The following is a 16,966-nucleotide window of genomic DNA, read 5'->3' on the forward strand; positions in this document are numbered from 1 at the left end:
CTAGGACCAGACGCAGTACAGGGCCCCCAGGGCGAGCACGATGGTGAGCAGCGTGCCCACCAGCACCGCTCGCGGACCGTGCACCGGATCGGCCTGGTTGAAGTCGGTGACCCGGCCGCGGTGCCGGGCCCGCTGGACCAGCCCCAGCCCGGCCGCGGTGATCACCCCGGCCATCGCCAGCAGGATCGCCACCACGATGGTCTCCGGCCGGCCGGTGCGGATCAGCAGCAGCGAGACCACCGCGAAGGCCAGTGCGGTCCGGATCCAGGCCAGAGTGGTCCGCTCGACCTGGAGCCCGGGATCGTCCGAGCGGGCCATCAGCTGGTCAGCAGGACAACACCGACCAGCACCAGCGCAGCCAGGCCGACGCCGTAGCCGATCAGCCCGACCATCCCGAGCAGGGGCAGCGGCTCACCGGCCCGCATCGCCCGCTCACCGGCCCACCAGCGGCGGTAGGCGGCCACCGCCAGGGCCCCGCCCATCAGCAGCAGGACCGAGCTGATCAGTTCCCGTTCCAGGTCGGGGACATCGGTCAGGAAGGCGTCCGCACCGATGCCGCCGGCGATCAGGCCCAGCGACGTGCGGATCCAGGCCAGGAACGTGCGTTCGTTGGCCAGGGTGAACCGCGGGTCCGGAGCCTTCCCCTCGGAGAGGAGCTTGCGCTCCCAGGAAGGCACCATGCTTCCCATGGTCGGTGCTTCACCATGCGTTCACAAGCGGCCGGACGAGAGTGAGATGAACGTTATTTCATGGCGTTTCGACCAGACCTGGCAATCCGACAGAGTCACTGGAGAAGGCTGACCACCCTCGGCCCCGCCCGGCCCCGCCCGGCCCGGCCCGGTCTGACAGGCTGGGCCCATGCGCTTGGCCATCTTCACCGAGCCCCAGCAGGGGGCTAGCTACCAGGATCTGCTCAAGGTTGCCCAGTCTGCGGAGAACGCCGGATACGACGCCTTCTTCCGCTCCGACCACTACCTCACGATGGGCGGCGACGGCCTGCCCGGCCCGACCGACGCCTGGGTGACCCTGGCCGGTCTGGCTCTGCAGACCTCCACCATCCGCCTCGGCACGCTGGTCACCTCCGGCACCTTCCGCTACCCGGGCCCGCTGGCGATCAGCGTGGCCCAGGTCGACCAGATGAGCGGCGGCCGGGTCGAGCTCGGCCTCGGCGCCGGCTGGTTCGAGGCGGAGCACAACGCCTACGCCATCCCCTTCCCGCCGCTGGGTGAGCGTTTCGACCGGCTGGAGGAGCAGTACGAGATCATCGACGGCCTGTTCCGCACCCCGATCGGGCAGACCTACAACTTCACCGGTAAGCACTACCAGGTGGTGGACTCCCCCGCGCTGCCCAAGCCGGCCCAGGAGAAGCTGCCGTTCATCGTGGGCGGCACCGGCGCCAAGCGCACTCCTGCGCTGGCTGCCCGCTTCGCCTCCGAGTTCAACACCCCGTTCGTCAAGCAGGCCGAGGTCGCGCCGATCTTCCAGCGGGTGCGCGAGGCGTGCGCGGCGGCCGGCCGCAGTGACCTGCCGGTGTTCTCCTCGGCCGCGGTGCTGTGCGTGGGCCGCGACGACGCCGAGGTGAAGCGCCGGGCCGCCGCGATCGGCCGGGACGTGGAGGAGATGCGCGGTAACGGCGGCATCGTCGGTACCCCGGCCGAGGCGGTGGAGGCGATCGGCAAGTACGCCGAGGCCGGCGCCACCCGGCTGTTCCTGCAGATGCTCGACCTGTCCGACCTGGACCACCTCGAGCTGGTTGCCTCCGAAGTGGCCCCGCAGCTCGGCTGAGTGTTGTATTCGTGATCACACGCGTCCACCGATCCGGACTGAGGACGCGTGTGGTCACGGACGCGGAGGAGGTTCGACGATGAAGTCGGTCCGGCTGGAGAAGGACGGGCCGGTGCGCCACATCGTGCTGGCCGCACCCAAGAAGCGCAACGCGCTGTCCGCCCAGATGCTGGACGAGCTGGCCGAGGCGGTGGCCCGGGTGGCCACCGACGAGGAGGCCCGGGCCCTGGTGATCCGGGCCGAGGGCAAGGCGTTCTGCGCGGGCGCCGACATCCACAGCCTGTTCGGTGACCTGAACCGGCCCACCGCGCAGATCCGCGACGATCTGAAGAACATCTACGCCAGCTTCCTCGGGGTGGCCGACCTGCCCATCCCGACCATCGCCGCGGTGCACGGGGTGGCCGTCGGCGCGGGCGTCAACATCGCACTGGCCTGCGACATCGTGATCGCCGGGGCCAACGCCCAGTTCGCCGTCACGTTCGCCGACATCGGCCTGCACCCGGGCGGCGGGGCCAGCTGGTTCCTGACCCGGCGGATGGGTGCCGACCGGGCCCTGGCCGCGATCATCGCCGCCGAGACCATCGACGCCGAGACCGGGCTGCGGCACGGCCTGGTCACCCAGATCGCCGAGGACCCGGTCAAGGCCGCCACCCGGCTCGCCCACCAGGCCGCCGCCCGTGACCCGGGCCTGATCCGCGACGCCAAGCGGGCCGTGCAGATCGCCGAGACCTCCGAGCTGCCCGAGGTGCTGGAGTTCGAGTCCTGGGCGCAGGCCGCCACCGTGGGCCGGCCCGACTTCGCCGAGTTCGTGGAGCGCTTCACCAAGCGCTGAAGCCGGCTGAAGGACAGCCTTCAGCGAACCTTCATCGCCCCGGTCCAGTCTTCTTCCCGTCAGCAACGACGACGGTGCAGAAGGAGGCGGACGATGCAGGCCACCGCGCGGAGGGGAGACGGCGACCTCACCGATCGCCTCCTGAACACCGACGTCTGGTCCGATCACCTGCTGGTGCAGGCCGGGATCCCGGTCACCGACATGCGGTTCGTCAGCATCGGTGGCGGACTCGGATCGTTCCTGCTGATCGACCGGCTGCTGTCGAGGGGGGCAGCCGCCGGTGACGTCCGGGTGCTGTCGAACCTGGACGTGCCCTGGCAGACCTACGAGCACCTCACCCGGGTCTCGCAGGTTCCTGGCCCGCAGCGCGCCCAGGTGATCGACGGGATCCGCCGCCGGCACGAGCGCATCGGGTACTCCGAGCTGCTGGTCAAGGGCATGGTGCGGATGGTCCGGCGGCGTCAGGGCGGTGGCTACTTCACCGTTGTGACGCCGCCGGCCGGAAGCTCGCCGACCCGGCGGGTGGCCTTCCGCAGCCAGTTCGTGCATCTGGCGGTGGGTTATGCCGGCCTGAAGTTCCGCACCGACCTGCAGCGCTATCGGGCCGACACCGGGGACCACCACCGGGTGGTCAACGCCTACGAAGGACACGAGCACGTCTACCGCGAGATCCTGGCCCGGCCCTGCACCGTGGTGGTCCGGGGCAGCGACGCGGTGGCCGACCGGATCCTGAAAAGGCTGGTGGACGACCGCAGTCGGTTGCGGACGAACGTCCGGATCGTGCGGGCGGTCTCTGGGGGAAGGCAGAGGCCGTCCGCGCGATCCTGGCAGAAACAACTCCGGCAGGGCGTCAGCCAGGGCTGGTACCTGCCGGTCAGCGGCGATGCCCAGCTGCTGCGGGTGAACGGCAACCGGCTGTCGATGCTGCTGGGCCCGGGCAGCACCGAGATCGGCTGTGACTTCGTGATCGACTGCACCGGGCTGGAGGCCGGCATCACCGAGCACCGGGTGCTGCACGACCTGCTCGATCACGGTGGGGCCCGGCGTAATCCGGTGAACCGGCTGGCGGTGGAACGCACTTTCGAGGTGCACGGCACCCGCAACGGGATCGGCCGGATGTACGCCAGCGGCGCGGCCACACTCACCGGTGAGGACCAGGACGACAGCTTCGCCGGCCTGCGGGCCGCCACCGAGGAGATCGCCCGTGACCTGACCCGCCAGGGCTTCGGCAAGCGCCCGGGGCCATTCCGCCGGACCCGCCGACCCTAAAGTCCGAGAACGCCTGAGCAGAAGGGCCGATCCAGATGAGCGTCATCGAAAGCAGCAGCACCGCCGTGATTCCGGGCGACGGCCTGGTGCACCGGGGGTCGGGCGTGGTGCTGACCGTGGCCGAGCTCACCGCCGGGCAACTGCCGCAGGCCCAGGCCCTGATCGAGGCCTGCGGCCGGATGGCGGACGATTCCTCCGGCCGGGCAACGGTTCTGGCAGTGGCCGAGATGGCCACCCGTTGTGCCCGCCAGGACCTGCCCGCCTTCGGGCTGGCTCTGGACACCGATCAGGGTCTGGTCGTCCTGCTGCACGACCAGGCCGAGGCCGAGATCCGTCCGGTCGGCGGGAGTGCGGTGCGACTGCGCGGCACCGATTCGCTGGCCTGGGTGGAACGGCGATTCACCGAGCCCGTCGACGGTTTCGAACTGTGGACGACGAGCTCACCTCAGACGTGCCCCGGGACGGAATCAGTGGCGATGGAGGGGATCGCGCTGAACCTGTCCCGGGGCACTCTCCACGGCGGTGGAGTCGTCCTGGCCCGAACCCCGCAGGCCCGAACTCTGGAGGCCCAGACTTCCGAGGCCCAGGTTTCGGAAGCCCAGGTTTCGGAAGCCCAGGTTTCGGAAGCGCAGACCGAGGAACAGGTCCCGGCCGATCTGGCGGTCACCGCCGAGCGCCGGATGGAGATCCCCGCGCTGCTGGAAGTGGCCGAGATCCACGGGCAGACCGAGTTCGGCACCATCACCCCGCACGAGCCGGAACCGGCCCCGCCGCCCGAGCCGCAGCCCGAGGCCTCGGGAGAGCGCAGCCTCGGTTCACTGCTGCCCTCCACCCCGCACTTCGGTCAGCCCCAGCTACCGATCCAGGCGCACCTGCAACCGGTGGCCGAGACCGCGGCCGTGTTCGAGCCGCGCAAACCCCCACCACCCCCACCGCCGCTGCGCACCCCCGGCGGTGGACTGGCGATTCCGCGCCCGAACATCCCGCCGATCGAGGGGGTGCTGTGCTCCCGCAGCCACTTCAACGATCCGAAGGCCAGCTACTGCGCCATCTGCGGCATCTCGCTGCAGCAGGTCACCCGGCGGATCACCCATCGGCCCCGGCCCACCCTGGGCGTGCTGGTGCTGGACGACGGCACCTCGGTGACCATCGACAGCGACCTGATCATCGGCCGGGACCCGGCCACGCATCCGGCGGTGCAGGCCGGTGACGCCAAACCGATGTACCTCAACGACGAGGTCAACGGGGTCTCCCGGGTGCACGCCCGGATCACCCTGGTGGACTGGTCGGTCTGCCTGACCGACGAGGGATCGGCCAACGGCACCTACCTGATGGACGCCGGTGGCAACCACGCGGTGCACGGCGAGGACGCGGCCGAGCTGGCCGGTGGCACCGTCATCCGGATCGGCCGTCGCACCCTGACCTTCGACGGCTATCACAGTGCGGGCGAGTAACGGACTATGTCGGTCTTGCCCCGAGCGCCGATACTGTCGGGAGGTTCCCTCCGAGGGCAGGAAATGAGCATGCGCCCACGTCAGCGCACCTGTCGCCGATCGCGCACCGCCGCGCTCGGCCTGGCCCTGTGTCTGCTCGCCACCGTCTGGGCAGCGCAGAGTGCCGCCGCGCTGCACTCAGCCGATTTCCGCCCGGCCAACTACACGGAGCCGGCCGGCGGTCACGACGGGCACAGCGGCGGGGGCAATCCGTCTCCGTCGGCCGGTTCCTCCCCCACCGCGAGCGAGCACGACGCCGACGCGCACGTGGACCTGCCTCAGGGCAATCAGGAGTGGTCCACGCCCGACCTGATCGCGCAGGGGGCGCTGGTGCGGGTCGAGACGGTGGCCGACGTGTACGTGGCGCTGCACCACTTCCATGTGGAGAACTACGGCTACCCCGAGGTCGGTGACCCTCAGGCGGTCGCCTCCGGTGCCTTCGTCAATGCCCAGGGTCTGGTGATCACCAGCAAGGGTGCGCTGTACGACGACGAGAAGCAGATCGAGCGGTTCGCCACCTGGGGCATCAACAAGGCCTTCGTCGACGCCAAGTTCCTGAAGGAGCTGCCGGACGACCCGTTCGCCCGGACCACGATCACCGGTGCGACCAAGGGCGAACTGGCCGACACCCCGCCCACCGACCCGGCGATGAACGACCGGCTGCAGGACTGCTACGACTGGAAGACCTCGCACCACTGCGCGGTTTTCGTGGTGATGCACCAGAAGATCGTGCCCAGCGTTCAGGACAAGGGCAGCGCCGAGCTGGAGGGGCTGGCGCAGTCGGACGCCCGGGTGGCCGCGGTCTCCACCCAGCCGCGCGGCATCACCCCGCTCACCCTGCAGCTGGCCAATCCCGAGCCGGGGGCCAAGTACTGGGTGGTGAGCTCGCGCGGGGTGAACGAGGAACCGCTGGTCGGTACCGGCACCCTGACCGACTCCGAGCAGGATCCGATCTCCGCGGCCGATCTGGCCAAGTGGGACAAGGAGTTCGGGGACCTGGCCGAGGGGGCGCCGGTGGTCTCGGCCCGCGGTGATCTGGTGGCCTTCCTCGGCACTGCGGCCGGCAGCGACGAGCTGGCCGCGGTCTCCGCCTCGCACATCTCCAACGACCTGCGCACCTTCGGCCTGACCAGAGACTCCAGCCCGGTCGACGCACAGTTCCAGGACGGTCTCGAGCTGTTCGAGGCCGCCCAGTTCGCCGCCGCGGTGCCCAAGCTGGAGGTCGCGGTGCAGGAGTCCGGCGGTCAGCGCGTGGCCCGGGACCTGCTGGCCCGGGCCGAGCAGAAGGCCGGCAGCGCCGAGGACCTTTCCGACGAGGCCGACGTGCTGGCGGTGACCGACCAGGACGAGGGCTGGAGCGGTCTGGCCATCGCGGTGTTCAGTGCTCTGGTCATCCTGGTCCTGATCGGCGTGGGCATCGCCGTCGCAATGTCCAGGCGGCACGACGAGGGCGGCCCGGAGAACCAGGGCGACGAAGAAGCCGATCCCGGGACGCCGACCGGCGGGCCGACGTCCTCAAGCAGTAACCCCAGCCAGGCAACCAACCCGACGAGCCAACCCACCAACCCGAGCCAGGCCACCAACCCGGGCCAGGCCACCAACTCGACCGCTCTCTTCGCCACCGGCACCACCGACGTGAAGTCCGGCGAGGAACCGACCCTCAAACGCGGCGAGCCCAACCAGCCCCAACCCCAGCCTCTTTCCCGCCCCTCGGGTGGCTTCTGCAGGCAGTGCGGCACGCAACTCAGTCCGGGTGATCGCTTCTGCTACTCGTGCGGGGCGCCGTCGAGCGCCACCGTGAGCAAGGGGTAGACCGTGGACCCGCGCGGACAGATGATGCTCTCCCCCGGCGACGTGCTCGCCGGGTACGAGATCGAGGGGTACATCGCCCGGGGCGGCATGGCGGTGGTCTACCGGGCCCGCGACCTCTCGCTGGGCCGCCGGGTCGCGCTGAAACTCATTGCCCCAGAACTGGCCACCAACGACAAGTTCCGGCAGCGCTTCATCCGTGAGTCCGAACTCGCCGCCTCGATCGACCACCCCAACGTGATGCCGATCTACGCGGCCGGCGAGGCCGAGGGCGTTCTCTACATTGCCATGCGGTTCGTGGACGGGCAGGACCTGGGCCGGCTGATCGCCGCCGACGGCCGCCTCGATCCGGCCGACGTGCTGCCGATGTTCACCCAGGTGGCCGCCGCCCTGGACACTGCGCACGCGCACGGCCTGATCCACCGCGACGTCAAGCCCGGCAACATCCTGATCGCCAACCAGCCCGAGAACCACGTCTACCTGACCGATTTCGGCCTGACCAAGCGTTCCACCAGCCTGTCCGGCTTCACCACCGCCGGGCACTTCATCGGCACCATCTCCTACGTCGCCCCCGAGCAGATCGCAGCGCAGGAGGTCTCCCACGCCGCCGATGTGTACGCCATGGGATGCGTTCTGTACGAGGCGCTCTCCGGCCGTCCGCCGTTCCAGCGCGACGACGACGCGGCCATGCTCTGGGCCCACATGTCGGCCGAACCGCTGCCCCTGGCCGGCTACGTGCCCGGAATCCCCGCGGCCGTGGACGAGGTGATCGCCCGCGCGATGACGAAAGACCCGCAGCAACGCACCCAGTCGTGCCGGGCCGTCATCGCCGAACTGCGCGAGGCCTTCCGCACCGGCGAGATTCCCCCGCCACAGACCGGTTTCTCGATGAGCCAGCGCCGCGCCCCGGCCGACTCGATGGACGATCAGCCCGGCCTGGACGAGCCGATCCTCACCCCGCCCGCGCCCGCGGTTCTGGCCCGCACCACCAACTCCCGCAACCGTCGCACCCCGTGGATCGTGGCCGCTGTGGCCGTGATCGCCCTGCTGGCAACGGCCTTCTTCGCGCTCCCCCGCTGGCTGGAGCCGGAATTCGTCAGCTACCAGGGCGAGGACGAGGCCACCTCCTGGCTGGCCTTCGACCGCCCGGCGGACTGGAAGGCCCACCCCAACCTGCGCAAGACCTGTTTCTGCACCAATCAGTACAGCGCCGTGCTGGAGACCGGGGACTGGACGAACGTGATCGCGGCGATCCGCAACGGCACCAGCGTGGAGGGCCTGTACGCGCAGCAGACAACCCGGATGGACCTGAGCGACGCCACCGCGGTCAGCCAGCACCTGGAAACCTTCCTGGCCAAGAACAAGAAGGAACTCGGCACCCCGGTGCCGACCACGGTGGACGACCATGCGGCCTGGGCGGTGGAGGGCACGCTGATCGCCAGCAAGGACCCGACGCTGCGGCTGAGCATCCGCTACCTGATGGTGCGGGCGGCCTCCGGCGAGACCGACCACATCGTGCTCTTCACCCGCGACCAGGACGCCGAGAAGCTGTCCGACCGGCTGGACCGGGTGCAGGAGTCGATCCGCCTGCTCGAGGACTAGATCTTTCGCCCAGTCAGGCAGTACGTGCGGCCGACCGGATCAGTCATCACGGTCCACAGCTGGGTCCACGGCCCCACCTCAGCTCCGAGTGCGGCGTGGGCAGGCGCTAGCGAACGTCGTTGCGGAGCGGCGAAATCCGGGTGCGCGGTGACCGTGGGTGTTGGGTCGTCCAGGCGCTGCAGCAGGAGGCGTAGGGGCAGGCCGTCAGGCTCACTCAGCCGGGTGAACTCGGACTCGCCCTGGTGCTGCAGGTCCCAGCCAGTCAGCGCTGACCAGAACGCCGTCTCGCGATCCCAGAGGCCGGGCGGGATGTCGATGCAGAGCTGGTCCAGGCGGGCCTGGCCTTCGGAATCCGGCAGCCCGTACGGCGCCGGCACGACCCGCTCGCCTTCCCACGGCACCAGGCAGAAGACGAAACCGCCGGGGCTGACCAGGACATCGTAGTCGGGCTCGTGCTGCACCGGCCGAAACCGCCTGTTCCACGGCCGAAGGGAGCTCGGCGGCCGGAAGGTGCAGGTCCAGGTGACAACCCGACGATCCGGAACCCAACCGCTGGACCCGGACGTAGGCGTCCCCAGTTTCCGGAAGCAGGGTCGCGAACTCGCCGTGCTCACCGCGCGGGGGCGAGAGAGTGCTGCCCGTGACCTCACTCCAGAACTGCGCCCCGGCCGCGAAGTCCGGCTCCGGGAGGTCCAGAAACATGGTCAGCCACCGAATCTGCATGAACTTCAGGCTAATGGCCTAATGCCCGGGCGGCTCCTGCCGACTATGTCCCCATGAGCGGTATGACGTGCGGCACACCGCCCACGAAAGCAGCCGATGCGCGGCTAGTGTGCCCCTTTGTGCCAATACCGAGATCGCACTCATGAGCCCCACGCCGGTACGGCACTCGCGGGAAGCGGCCAAGCGGGGGCGCTGGCTCACCTTCACCCTCTACACGGTGGTCCTGCTGTTGCTGGCCACCGCCGGGGGTGGCGTGTACCTGTACACCCGGCTGAACGCCAACATCTCCTCCTCCGCCCTGTACTCCGGCACCAGCGGCGGCGCGGGCGAGCAGACCGCTGACGAGCAGGGCCGGGTCCCGGTCAACGTGCTGGTGATCGGCACCGACTCGCGCTCCTCGAAGGAGAACTGCCAGCTGGGCGGGGCCTGCGACGAGACCCACTCCAACGCGGACGTCCAGCTGCTGGTGCACGTGTCGGCCGACCGCAGCAACATCACCGCGATGAGCGTGCCCCGCGACACGATGACCGACCTGCCCGGCTGCAAGGACCCGGACACCGGGCAGAGCGTGGCCGAACGGCACGGCCAGATCAACACCAGCCTGAACTACGGGCCGGGCTGCAGCGTGGCGGCGATCCACAAGCTCACCGGGATCACCATCGACCACTTCGCGCTGATCGACTTCTCCGGCGTGATCGAGATGTCCGACGCCACCGGCGGGGTGGAGGTGTGCGTGGACAACAACGTCTACGACACCTACTCGCACCTGAAGCTGAGCGAGGGCAAGCACACGCTGAAGGGCGAGGCCGCCCTGCAGTTCGTGCGCACCCGGCACGGTTTCGGCGACGGCAGCGACCTGGGCCGCACCTACGGCCAGCACGCCTTCCTGTCGGCCGCGATCCGCGCGCTCAAGGACCGGGGCACGCTGCTGAACCCGACCAAGCTCTACGGGGTGGCCGACGCCGCGACCAAGGCGCTGACCGTGGACGAGGGTCTGGACGACATCCCGAAGCTGATCGACCTGGCTAACGAGTTCAACAAGGTGGACACCGACCGGATCACCTTCACCACCATGCAGACCGTGCCGGACCCGGACAACTCCAACCGGGTGGTGCCGGCCGAGGCCGCGCAGAAGCTGTTCGACACGATCATCGCCGACCGGTCGCTGAGCAAGGACAAGAACGCCCCGACGGCGACCGCGAGCGCCGAGCCGACCTCCGGCACCTATTTCTCGGTTCAGGTGCGCAACCGCAGCGGCCAGGACGGCCGGGCCAAGAAGCTCGCCCAGACCCTGCAGGACGACGGTTACATCGCGGCCACCGACACCTCCACCGGCTCGGCCCAGGAGTCCAGCGCGGTTCTCTACCAGGGCAAACGTCAGAAGGAGCACGCCGAGCAACTGGCCGAGGCCCTGAAGATCCCGCTGTCCATGGTGGAGCCGGACGACGAGGTGGACACGGTGACGCTGGTCGTCGGCGAGGACTGGACGGCGGGTGAGACCTACCCGAAGATCACCAAGGCCCAGCAGGAGGAGGCGCTGGCCGACTCGCACGCCTCCAGCGCCGAGAAGTCCGGCTGTGTGCCGGTCAGCACCCAGAACACGGTCACCTACAACGGCGTCTCGATGTCGCCGGTGCAGGCGTACGCCCTGGCCACCGACGTCCGCGATTCGGACCAGTGACCCGAGGGGGACGGGACCTGAGTCCCCAAAGGCGCGCCACTCGTCCCTAAGCAGGTTCTGGCCCGGTATGCCGGATGGCGTAATGGCCGCGCGAGGGACTCAATAGAGGTATGAGGTTCTCGATGGCCACCCGGCCGGGCTTCGGCCGGGACCACAACCCGTTGCGACGGCGCAGCGACCGGATTCAGGCGTACTCCGGGCTGGCCGCGGTCGTCCTCGTGATTGTGGTGCTGCCGGTGGCGTTGTTCGCCGGCTGGCGCACCTGGCAGCACTTTTCCGTGATCTCGGACCAGGAGCTGGCCACCCGGCAGCTGGTCACCGCCACGGTCGCCGCCGGCGATCCGCAGACCCGGATCGCCCGCAACCACCTGGCCACCGTGACCTGGACCTATCCCGACCAGGTGGCGCACTCCGGGCACCTGGCGGTGCCCGGTTCGACGCTGCCCGGCGATCTGGTGCCGGTCTGGGTGGACGAGGCGGGCGAGATGACCACCGCCCCGATGACCCGGCTCAACGTCTGGCTCGACGCGATCGGGATCGGGGTGGGCCTGATGCTCGCCGCGCTGGCGGTCGGCGGGCTCGGCTACCAGGGCACCCGCTCGGTGCTGAACCGGCACCGGGCCCGTGAGCTGGACGAGGAATGGCGCCGGCTCAACGGGTTTTCGATGAATGCCTGAGCGCCGCCGCGGTGCGCTGGGTGGCCTCGTCCAGCCGGTGCAGCTCGATCTCGGTCACCCGCCCGGCGTCCCGGTCCGCATAGGCCCGGACCAGGGCGTGGTGGTCGTCGAGCACGCTGCGGCGCTCGGCCTCGGTGTGCACGGCCAGCCCGGCGTACAGCTCCGAGACATCGCTCAGGCGGCGCAGAATCGTGGCCAGGTTCCGCCTGGTCGAGGTGCCTTCCAGCACCCGGCGGACGGTGCGCGCGGTCTCCACCCAGACCCGGTTGGGCAGGTCCGGGTCCAGATCGCCGAGCAGGGCCCGGGCCTGGTCGATCTCGTCGTCGGTGATGGTCCGCACCCGCTCGCGGACCGCGGTCGGGGTGAGCAGCCGGCGCAGTTCGTGGATCTCCTGCAACTCGGCCAGGCCGACCTGGTGCACCGTCGATCCGCGGAACGGGTCGGAGTCGACCAGGCCCTGACTCTCCAGCTCGCGCAACGCTTCCCGGACCGGGGTGACGCTGACCTCCAGCCCGGCCGCCAGCTCGGACTGCACCAGGTGGGTGCCGGTCTGCAGCTCTCCGGTGAGGATGGCCTCGCGCAGCCGCTCGGTGACGTTCTGGTGCGCGGTCCGCGGCTTCAGCCCCATGAGCCGATGGTGGCATCGTGCCGGGCCGCGGCAACCGTTTTCAGTTTGTTCAGGACCACCGACGTGGGAGCATCGGCCGAACGTCCCGCCCGGGTCACGGCGTACACCTGCCGGGCGGGTGAGGTGGCCACAGGCACGGTACGGACATTGGCGAAGCGTAACGGCTGGGCCAGCCGCGGGATCAGCCCCACCCCCGCGCCGGCCGAGACCAGCGCGGCGAGAGCGTCGTACTCGATCGTCCAGTGCCGCACATCGGGCAGGAAGCCGGCTGCGGTGCAGGCGTTCTCGGCGATCACCGAGCAGGCGTCGTCGGGATTGCCGGAGATCCACTCCTCGTGCGCCAGCCGGGCCAGGTCGATCTCGCTCTCCTCGGCCAGCGGGTGGTCCTCGGGCAGCACGGCGTCCAGCACGTCGGTGATCAGGTCGACCCGGGCGTAGCGGGGATCGTCCGGGCGCGGCCCGCCGGGATGGTCCACGGTGATCGCGATGTCGGCCTCGCCGGCGTCCAGCGCCCGCAGCGCCGCCTGCGGATTCTTGTCGCGGGAGAGCACCTGCAACCCGGGACGCTCACGCCGCAGCTGCACCATGGCCGGGCCGACCACCGCCGCGACCGCCGTGGGCAGGGTGGCCACCCGCACCTCACCGACCGAACCGTCCTGGAACGCGGCCAGATCCGACCGGGCCCGTTCCAGCTGGGCCTCGATCGCCAGCCCGTGCCCCAGCAGCACCCGCGCGTGCCCGGTCAGCCGCACCCCTCGTCCCTGCTTCTCCAGCAACGGCACCCCGAGCTCACGGGCCAGCCCGGCCACCTGCTGGCTGACCGCCGAGGGGGTGAGGTGCAGGGCCAGCGCTGCGGCGGCCACCGTTCCGCGCCGCTCGACCTCACGCAGCAGCCGGAGCTTGCGCAGGTCGATCGTGAAGTCCGGACTGTCGATTGACATGAAGAAAATCTAGATGGACTTAACGATCCTGACCAGAGGATGCTCAGGTCCATGAGCCGCCGTGCCGTGATCCTCTTCCTCGCGCTGGGCTTCGCCTGGGGCGTTCCGTACCTGTTCATCAAGGTGGCGATGGCGGAACTCACCCCCGCCTTCCTGGTGCTGGCCCGCACCGGCCTGGCCTCGCTGCTGCTGGTGCCGCTGGTCCTGCTGAGCGCCCGGCACCGCGCGGTGCTGCCCGAGCTGGTGCGCCGCTGGCCGGCCGTGCTCGGCTACGCCGTCTTCGAGATCGTCTTTCCCTGGTTCTTCCTCAACCGGGCCGAGCAGACGCTGTCCAGTTCCACCGCCGCCATCCTGATCTCGGCCGTGCCGGTGGTCGGGGTGCTGATCGCGCTGCTCACCCGTCAGGCGGAGCGGCTCGGCCTGCGGGGTGCGGCCGGGCTGGCGCTGGGCACGGTGGGGGTGGCCGCGCTGGTGGGCCTGGACGTGAACGTGTCCGATCTGGGCGCGGTGGCCGAGATGGGCATTGTGGTGGTGGGTTACGCGATCGGGCCGGTGATCCTGGCCCGCTGCCTGGGCGATCTGCCCGGTCTGCCGGTGGTGACGGCCGGCCTGGTGGTGACCACGCTGATCTACCTGCCGCTGGTGCTGCTCAGCGGCGGTTTCCCCAGCAGCCGGCCGTCCGGTGACGTGCTGGTGGCGGTCGCGGTGCTGACCGTGGTCTGCACCGCCTCGTCCTTCCTGCTGCTGTTCGCCCTGATCGGCGAGCTCGGGCCGGTGCGGGCGACCACCATCGTGTACCTGAACCCGGTGGTCGCGGTGGTGGCCGGCGCCGCCTTCCTGAACGAGAAGGTCACGGCCTGGACGCTTCTCGGGTTCGTGCTCGTGCTGGCCGGCTCCTATCTGGTGAACGGCTCCGGGCGCGAACCGGTCAGCTCCGAACAGATCAGCGCCGAACCGGTCAGTGCCGAAGCGATCGCAGAACCGTTGGCAGATCGGAGCAATGGACGATCCCCAGTCGCTGGGTAGCCCGGGTCACCGTTACGTAGAGGTCACCCAGACCCCGCGGCGAGGCGGCCAGGATCCGGTCGGGTTCGACCACCACGACGGCGTCGAACTCCAGGCCCTTGGTCTCGCGCGGTTCCACCACGGCCACCCGGGCCAGGGTCTCGTTCTCGCCCAGGGCAACGGATTCAGCCAGCCCCGCCTGCAGCCGGGCGAACACCTCCTGGGTCTGATCGGGTGCGGCGACCACGGCCAGTCGCCTTTCCTGATCAAGATTTTCGAGTTCCCCAGCGACGGCGGCAACGAGTTCGGGGCCCAGGTCGGCGACGCGTCGGGTCCAGGGCACCGGGCCGTCCGGCCGGACGACTTCGGGTGCGGGCAGCTTGGGATTCAGAGCTTGCAGGACGTCGGCGGCCACCTGGGCGATCGGCCCGGGCATGCGGTAGTTGACGGTGAGTTCCTCCAGCCGCCAGTGCTCGCCGACATGGGGCTGCAGGGCCTGCTGCCAGGACGAGGCTCCGGCCGGTTCCCCGGTCTGGGCCACGTCGCCGACCAGCGTCATCGATCGCGAGCGGCGCATCAGCATCCGCCAGGCCATCGGGGAGAGCTCCTGCGCCTCGTCCACGATGATGTGGCCGAAGCGCCAGGTCCGGTCGGTGGCCGCGCGCTCGGCGGCGGTGCGGTGGTCCACCTCTTCCTGCCGGTCGAGCAGGGCCTCGGCGTCGATCAGGTCGAACGCCGCCAGGATCTCGCTCTCCTCGTCCTCGAAGTCACCGGACTCCGAACCGCGCAGCACGTCCAGCACACCCTGGGCATACTCCAGGTTGGCGGTCTGCAGCTGCTCGGCCAGGCGCCGGGCCGTCGAGTCGTCGCGGCCCAGCAGCTCGGCCGCCTCGTCCAGCAGCGGCACGTCGGCCTCGGACCAGCCGGTGCCCTCGCGGACCAGCCAGTCCTGCTCCTGCTGGGTGAGCCCGACCTCGGCGGCCGCGGCCCGGATCCGCTGCGGCGAGGCGAACAGCTCGCGCAGCAGCCGGGTCGGGGTCAGCACCGGCCACAGCCAGTCGACCATGCCGTCCACACCGTCGTTCTCCTCGAGCTCGGCCCGGAGCAGGTCCAGATCCTCCGGCCCGAGCAGGTTCTCGCCGCCCAGCGGGTCTTCCCCCACCGCCTCGGCCCACAACCGGGTCAGCTCGGTCAGCACCAGCCGGCGCACCAGCGGCCGGGCCTCGTTGTGCAGCAGCCGGGCGCTGCGTACCCGTTCGCGCAGCGCCAGGCAGGCCTGCCGGTCCAGGCGCAGCAACTGCCCGTCGTGGCGGACCGCGACCACTTCGTCATCGTCGTGCGGCACCCACTGGCGGTCCGCGACCGCGCCGGCCACCACGTCCTTCATGAGCAACTGCCCTTTGAGCGCGGTGACCGGACCGGCCTCGACGCGCGTCGGCGCCACTCCCGGGAACAGGTCGGCGGTGGTGGCGAGCATGGCGCCGGTCTCGCCGAGCGCGGGCAGCACCTCGGCGATGTACCGCAGGAACGTGGTGTTCGGCCCGATGATCAGCACACCGCGGCGTTCCAGCAGCTCACGGTGGTGGTACAGGAGGTAGGCGGCGCGGTGCAGGGCCACCGCGGTCTTGCCGGTGCCCGGGCCACCCTGCACCACCAGGATGCCCGGCAGCTCGGCGCGGATGATCCGGTCCTGCTCGGCCTGCACCGTCTCGACGATGTCGTTCATCCGCCCGGTGCGGGCCGCGTTCAGCGCGGTGAGCAGGGCCGATTCGCTGGTGATGGAGTCCGGGCCGGCCCCTTCCGGGGCAACCTCGGTAGCTTCTGGATCGGCTCTGTTGCTCAGGTGCTCGTCGTGCAGGTGCACCACCCGGCGCCCCACCGTGCGGATGTGCCGGCGCCGCACCACGCCGTCCCGCTGCAGGGCGGTGGCCAGGTAGAACGGCCGGGCCACCGGCGCCCGCCAGTCGATCAGCAGGGGTTCGTCCTGCTCACCGTCCGGATCGTGCACCCCGATCCGGCCCACGTAGCGCGGCCGGTCGGTGCCTTCCAGATCCAGCCGGCCGAAGCACAGTGCGTTCTCGGCGGCGTTGAGCTGAGCCAGGCGCCCGCCGTACTGGTGCACCACAGCCTCGCGCTCGACCAGGGCCTGACGGGTACCCGCGGCGGAGGCCAGGGCGGTCCTCCGGCGGGCGGTCAGACGCTCGCGGAGCTGGTCGAGATGGGCGTAGAGCAGATTGACGTAATCCTGTTCGAACGCGATCTCGCCATCCGGATCAGTATCCCGGAAAGCACCGTGACTCATTGACAATTCTTCCTCCGCGAATTACCATCTCGCCTGTTGGCTGGCATTCTTTTGAATCATTCTCGGGCCGGCACAATTTCTTAAGCTATCGCCTCCGCCGCCACTTTTGCGAGCGCTGCGTCCCATCAGGGTGACCTGCGGTGACCCGCGCTGTCGTTCATGTCACCTTCATGTCCTCACCGGGTGAAGCCTGCGCACCTTCGGCCTCCGGTCAGCGAC

The 16,966-nt window shown here is 70.0% G+C and carries 15 protein-coding genes and 1 pseudogene; 9 read left to right on the top strand and 7 right to left on the bottom strand.

Annotation, left to right across the window (positions count from 1 at the left end; translation table 11 throughout):
• Nucleotides 1-318: a DUF202 domain-containing protein gene (locus LR394_RS14795; RefSeq protein ID WP_231442121.1), complete on the bottom strand. Its 318-nt coding sequence runs from the start codon at nt 316-318 to the stop codon at nt 1-3.
• The gene (locus LR394_RS14800) at nt 318-680 is read right to left on the bottom strand and encodes a YidH family protein (RefSeq protein WP_231442123.1); all 363 of its coding nucleotides are present in this window, start codon (nt 678-680) and stop codon (nt 318-320) included. The genes LR394_RS14795 and LR394_RS14800 overlap by 1 nt, the downstream gene beginning before the upstream one ends.
• Nucleotides 681-858: 178 nt before the next feature.
• Here LR394_RS14800 and LR394_RS14805 point away from each other — a divergent pair, with 178 nt between their 5' ends.
• The 6 genes from LR394_RS14805 to LR394_RS14830 all read left to right on the top strand — a co-directional run bounded on the left by LR394_RS14805 (nt 859) and on the right by LR394_RS14830 (nt 8,790).
• Nucleotides 859-1,785 carry an LLM class F420-dependent oxidoreductase gene (locus tag LR394_RS14805; protein ID WP_231442125.1) on the top strand — a complete coding sequence of 309 codons (927 nt, stop codon included), beginning with the start codon at nt 859-861 and terminating at the stop codon, nt 1,783-1,785.
• 79 nt (nt 1,786-1,864) lie between these two features.
• On the top strand, nt 1,865-2,617 hold the full coding sequence (locus tag LR394_RS14810) for an enoyl-CoA hydratase (RefSeq protein WP_231442127.1): 753 nt from the start codon (nt 1,865-1,867) through the stop codon (nt 2,615-2,617).
• A gap of 93 nt (nt 2,618-2,710) precedes the next feature.
• Entirely contained in the window at nt 2,711-3,886 is a 1,176-nt protein-coding gene (locus tag LR394_RS14815) for an FAD/NAD(P)-binding protein (protein ID WP_231442129.1), read from the top strand.
• 35 nt (nt 3,887-3,921) lie between these two features.
• Nucleotides 3,922-5,340, top strand: coding sequence for an FHA domain-containing protein (locus LR394_RS14820; protein WP_231442131.1), 1,419 nt, complete (start codon nt 3,922-3,924; stop codon nt 5,338-5,340).
• Nucleotides 5,341-5,409: 69 nt separating this feature from the next.
• On the top strand, nt 5,410-7,191 hold the full coding sequence (locus LR394_RS14825; RefSeq protein ID WP_231442133.1) for a zinc ribbon domain-containing protein: 1,782 nt from the start codon (nt 5,410-5,412) through the stop codon (nt 7,189-7,191).
• 3 nt (nt 7,192-7,194) lie between these two features.
• Entirely contained in the window at nt 7,195-8,790 is a 1,596-nt protein-coding gene (locus tag LR394_RS14830; protein WP_231442135.1) for a serine/threonine-protein kinase, read from the top strand.
• On the opposite strand, the gene LR394_RS14835 is transcribed toward LR394_RS14830, so the two are convergent.
• Both LR394_RS14835 and LR394_RS43645 read right to left on the bottom strand, forming a co-directional pair.
• The gene (locus tag LR394_RS14835; RefSeq protein WP_231442137.1) at nt 8,787-9,251 is read right to left on the bottom strand and encodes a VOC family protein; all 465 of its coding nucleotides are present in this window, start codon (nt 9,249-9,251) and stop codon (nt 8,787-8,789) included. The two genes, LR394_RS14830 and LR394_RS14835, sit on opposite strands and share 4 nt — an antisense overlap.
• Nucleotides 9,252-9,291: 40 nt before the next feature.
• Nucleotides 9,292-9,513 (bottom strand): annotated as a pseudogene (locus LR394_RS43645) (VOC family protein); the annotation flags it as partial.
• A 142-nt stretch (nt 9,514-9,655) separates the two neighbouring features.
• Here LR394_RS43645 and LR394_RS14840 point away from each other — a divergent pair.
• Together LR394_RS14840 and LR394_RS14845 are read left to right on the top strand one after the other, a co-directional pair.
• On the top strand, nt 9,656-11,194 hold the full coding sequence (locus LR394_RS14840) for an LCP family protein (RefSeq protein ID WP_231442139.1): 1,539 nt from the start codon (nt 9,656-9,658) through the stop codon (nt 11,192-11,194).
• 110 nt (nt 11,195-11,304) lie between these two features.
• A complete protein-coding gene (locus tag LR394_RS14845) occupies nt 11,305-11,871 on the top strand; it encodes an Rv1733c family protein (RefSeq protein WP_231442141.1) in 567 nt (188 codons plus the stop codon).
• On the opposite strand, the gene LR394_RS14850 is transcribed toward LR394_RS14845, so the two are convergent.
• Both LR394_RS14850 and LR394_RS14855 read right to left on the bottom strand, forming a co-directional pair.
• The gene (locus LR394_RS14850; RefSeq protein WP_231442143.1) at nt 11,846-12,499 is read right to left on the bottom strand and encodes a GntR family transcriptional regulator; all 654 of its coding nucleotides are present in this window, start codon (nt 12,497-12,499) and stop codon (nt 11,846-11,848) included. The two genes, LR394_RS14845 and LR394_RS14850, sit on opposite strands and share 26 nt — an antisense overlap.
• The gene (locus LR394_RS14855) at nt 12,490-13,440 is read right to left on the bottom strand and encodes a LysR family transcriptional regulator (protein WP_269329187.1); all 951 of its coding nucleotides are present in this window, start codon (nt 13,438-13,440) and stop codon (nt 12,490-12,492) included. Before LR394_RS14855 ends, LR394_RS14850 begins: the two co-directional genes overlap by 10 nt.
• Before the next feature lie 51 nt (nt 13,441-13,491).
• Here LR394_RS14855 and LR394_RS41625 point away from each other — a divergent pair, with 51 nt between their 5' ends.
• Nucleotides 13,492-14,466, top strand: a complete 975-nt coding sequence (locus LR394_RS41625) for a DMT family transporter (RefSeq protein WP_269329188.1) — start codon at nt 13,492-13,494, stop codon at nt 14,464-14,466.
• Here LR394_RS41625 and LR394_RS14875 read toward each other — a convergent pair.
• A complete protein-coding gene (locus LR394_RS14875; RefSeq protein WP_231442145.1) occupies nt 14,399-16,747 on the bottom strand; it encodes an AAA family ATPase in 2,349 nt (782 codons plus the stop codon). The genes LR394_RS41625 and LR394_RS14875 overlap by 68 nt on opposite strands.
• Nucleotides 16,748-16,966: the final 219 nt, after the last annotated feature.

Source organism: Kineosporia babensis (genome assembly GCF_021129305.1).
Classification (GTDB): Bacteria; Actinomycetota; Actinomycetes; order Actinomycetales; family Kineosporiaceae; genus Kineosporia; species Kineosporia babensis.

Excerpts from the sequence above, each read along its gene's own strand:
- LR394_RS14795 (WP_231442121.1), bottom strand. The coding sequence starts at position 318 with ATGGCCCGCTCGGACGATCCCGGGCTCCAGGTCGAGCGGACCACTCTG.
- LR394_RS14800 (WP_231442123.1), bottom strand. The coding sequence starts at position 680 with ATGGTGCCTTCCTGGGAGCGCAAGCTCCTCTCCGAGGGGAAGGCTCCG.
- LR394_RS14805 (WP_231442125.1), top strand. The coding sequence starts at position 859 with ATGCGCTTGGCCATCTTCACCGAGCCCCAGCAGGGGGCTAGCTACCAG.
- LR394_RS14810 (WP_231442127.1), top strand. The coding sequence starts at position 1,865 with ATGAAGTCGGTCCGGCTGGAGAAGGACGGGCCGGTGCGCCACATCGTG.
- LR394_RS14815 (WP_231442129.1), top strand. The coding sequence starts at position 2,711 with ATGCAGGCCACCGCGCGGAGGGGAGACGGCGACCTCACCGATCGCCTC.
- LR394_RS14820 (WP_231442131.1), top strand. The coding sequence starts at position 3,922 with ATGAGCGTCATCGAAAGCAGCAGCACCGCCGTGATTCCGGGCGACGGC.
- LR394_RS14825 (WP_231442133.1), top strand. The coding sequence starts at position 5,410 with ATGCGCCCACGTCAGCGCACCTGTCGCCGATCGCGCACCGCCGCGCTC.
- LR394_RS14840 (WP_231442139.1), top strand. The coding sequence starts at position 9,656 with ATGAGCCCCACGCCGGTACGGCACTCGCGGGAAGCGGCCAAGCGGGGG.
- LR394_RS14845 (WP_231442141.1), top strand. The coding sequence starts at position 11,305 with ATGAGGTTCTCGATGGCCACCCGGCCGGGCTTCGGCCGGGACCACAAC.
- LR394_RS14850 (WP_231442143.1), bottom strand. The coding sequence starts at position 12,499 with ATGGGGCTGAAGCCGCGGACCGCGCACCAGAACGTCACCGAGCGGCTG.
- LR394_RS14855 (WP_269329187.1), bottom strand. The coding sequence starts at position 13,440 with ATGTCAATCGACAGTCCGGACTTCACGATCGACCTGCGCAAGCTCCGG.
- LR394_RS41625 (WP_269329188.1), top strand. The coding sequence starts at position 13,492 with ATGAGCCGCCGTGCCGTGATCCTCTTCCTCGCGCTGGGCTTCGCCTGG.
- LR394_RS14875 (WP_231442145.1), bottom strand. The coding sequence starts at position 16,747 with ATGAGTCACGGTGCTTTCCGGGATACTGATCCGGATGGCGAGATCGCG.